The 2199-nt window shown below is 32.3% G+C and carries 3 protein-coding genes; 1 reads left to right on the forward strand and 2 read right to left on the reverse strand.

From position 1 onward, the window contains the following. Positions 1–31 precede the first annotated feature (31 nt). Together BGC07_RS14485 and BGC07_RS14490 are read right to left on the reverse strand one after the other, a co-directional pair. Positions 32–502: a hypothetical protein gene (locus BGC07_RS14485; RefSeq protein ID WP_069313674.1), complete on the reverse strand. Its 471-nt coding sequence runs from the start codon at positions 500–502 to the stop codon at positions 32–34. A 72-nt stretch (positions 503–574) separates the two neighbouring features. Then, entirely contained in the window at positions 575–1225 is a 651-nt protein-coding gene (locus BGC07_RS14490; protein ID WP_069313675.1) for a hypothetical protein, read from the reverse strand. A gap of 261 nt (positions 1226–1486) precedes the next feature. On the opposite strand from BGC07_RS14490, the gene BGC07_RS20785 reads away from it, so the two are divergent. Further along, positions 1487–1717, forward strand: a complete 231-nt coding sequence (locus BGC07_RS20785; protein WP_158006959.1) for a hypothetical protein — start codon at positions 1487–1489, stop codon at positions 1715–1717. Positions 1718–2199: the final 482 nt, after the last annotated feature.

Consider the following 2199-nt stretch of genomic DNA (forward strand, 5'->3'; position numbering starts at 1 on the left):
AATAAATAATCTTCCTTGTTGAGATTACGTTTCATATGGAAAAAACATAACCACCTTTTTCTGTTGGGGTTCTATACACTTTATTGTCATCTATCAATATTAAATTAGAATTAGGGATATTTCCATACTTGACTCCGATGTTTTTAGTGTTTTCAAGATAGTAGTTCTTGGATTTTCCTGTCTTATCAGCATCAACATTTTTTGCAATAGCATCACCATGCTTTTTTAGCAAATAAGATCGATTTTTGCCAAAGCACTGATCAAATGCAGCATACATTTCATCTTTTACTGACTTTTCTTGCTCGTTAGTATCTTTATATGAGCAGCGTTGAGATGCAGGAACTGAAAGTACTCCTTGAGAGGATAATATCTCAAATATGGATTTTAAATGTTTCTGGTGGTAAATTTTTATAGGGAACTCTTGGTTTAATACCCCATCGAAATCCCAGAATAGTACTACTGGTTTTTTCCTGTCAAGTTTTTTTATAATGGTCTTTGGCATAGCTAACCCTGTTGAAATATTACTGCACCCTACTGCGTTAAATAGTGAGCATGTAGTTTTGTTTAGAGTAGGTTAAGAGTCAAGCTCAGAGCTACTTTCAGAGGCACTCTTTTTCGCTAAACTTTGTATATCTGGTGATGAAAATGGATTAAAAGGTTGTTTATTGGTGTTAGCTGTGATACTTTCTTTAATTTTTTGTGTATAGATAGATTCAGGAGTAACTTCTGACTGTGTATTTATTCTATCTATGCTCCTTCTGATTTTCTTAACGTTTTTGTTTAAACTCAATAAATTTTTTCGATCTGATATCTCGATAACAGCAGATGGGTTACGGCCCACAGCAATCGCTGCTTTGCGCAGTGCTGTATATTTTTTGATAATAGCGTTGGCATTTGTTTTGCTGTTGATTGTTATTTTTAATTTACTACCGTGTTTAAACATATCTTCAAATAGTGGTTGAAGATCTTTTGCTTTTGACGCTGAAAAATTTAAAGCGCCTTTTTCAGAGATGGAGAATAAAGTTTCATGACCATTATTACCATTCAACCTATTGAAACTAACTTGCTTATCATTAAATAAAATTCCACTATTTTTTATCTTTGATTTAGTGATTTCATATGTTCCTGGACCAAAAAGATTGCTAAAATGGTTCATATATTTATTCCCATATTTAGCTTTACTTAATTCTTCAAAAATCCGCTTCCCCATTTTCAGATGAGTCATGAATTGAGTGACCTTCATTGTATATAGCGTTATTAATGTGTTCGATTTCATTTTTAATATGAGTTTTATCATTTTTCATCCTCAAAGGTATTATTAGCTATCAGCATTTTTTAGTTCGCCTAGAACTTTTGATCTTTCTTCGTTTTATTTCTTTTTTAGCTTATTAATCGGCTTACTATTGCTGTTCTCACTTTCTTTTTAAGCGTTAGATTTTTTTCTAAACCCTCTAATTTTTTTTCTTTGATGTTAAGTCTTTGATAAATGCCGGCTAGTTTAGAAACGACTTCATTATTATTAAGTTTTGGTTTTGTTTGGGTGTTGTCATTGTTACTCTGGTTGTTGTTGTTGTTACTCTGGTTGTTGTTGTTGTTACTCTGGTTGTTGTTGTTGTTACTCTGGTTGTTGTTACTATCTGTCGCTGGTGCTGGTTCCTCCTTAAGCATTACGACATCTGGTAAGAGCGACTTCAAAGAATCAATGGAGCTACAGTAATTTAATAGCTCTGCAAGGGATTCATAGTCTTTTCTTTTATAGTATTTAAGGGCATCTTTATCTAACTGATTAATTTTATTTTTTGCTTTTTTGTGAAAGTAGACTTTTGTCTGCTATCTTATTATTATATTGAGTTTTGTTTAATAAAACAGGATCAATAAAACTTTCAGGATCAACTGCCATTTCCCATAGCGTTTTTAAAAAAAATCCGATGAACCCCTTGTGACTTGACTCTTGAATGAGACTTGCTTTCGACTTTCAAAAAATTAGTTATATCATTTACTTTAATAGGCACTACATCACTCCTTATTATATGGCTCTAAACTTTACTGACAATAATAAAGTGAAAGTAATTGGATGAAAATAGTAACAGTTACTCAATTATTTTGGGTAACGGCTACTATATGATCACTTTTAATGGTGGTGTACTATGATCACCAAGGCTCGATGGTTAAGGCTGTGTGGTTATAACTATTTGATAT

The organism is Piscirickettsia litoralis, assembly GCF_001720395.1.
GTDB lineage: Bacteria > Pseudomonadota > Gammaproteobacteria > Piscirickettsiales > Piscirickettsiaceae > Piscirickettsia > Piscirickettsia litoralis.

Coding starts and splice junctions, on each gene's coding strand:
- BGC07_RS14485 (WP_069313674.1), bottom strand. CDS start 502: ATGCCAAAGACCATTATAAAAAAACTTGACAGGAAAAAACCAGTAGTA.
- BGC07_RS14490 (WP_069313675.1), bottom strand. CDS start 1,225: ATGACTCATCTGAAAATGGGGAAGCGGATTTTTGAAGAATTAAGTAAA.
- BGC07_RS20785 (WP_158006959.1), top strand. CDS start 1,487: ATGCCGGCTAGTTTAGAAACGACTTCATTATTATTAAGTTTTGGTTTT.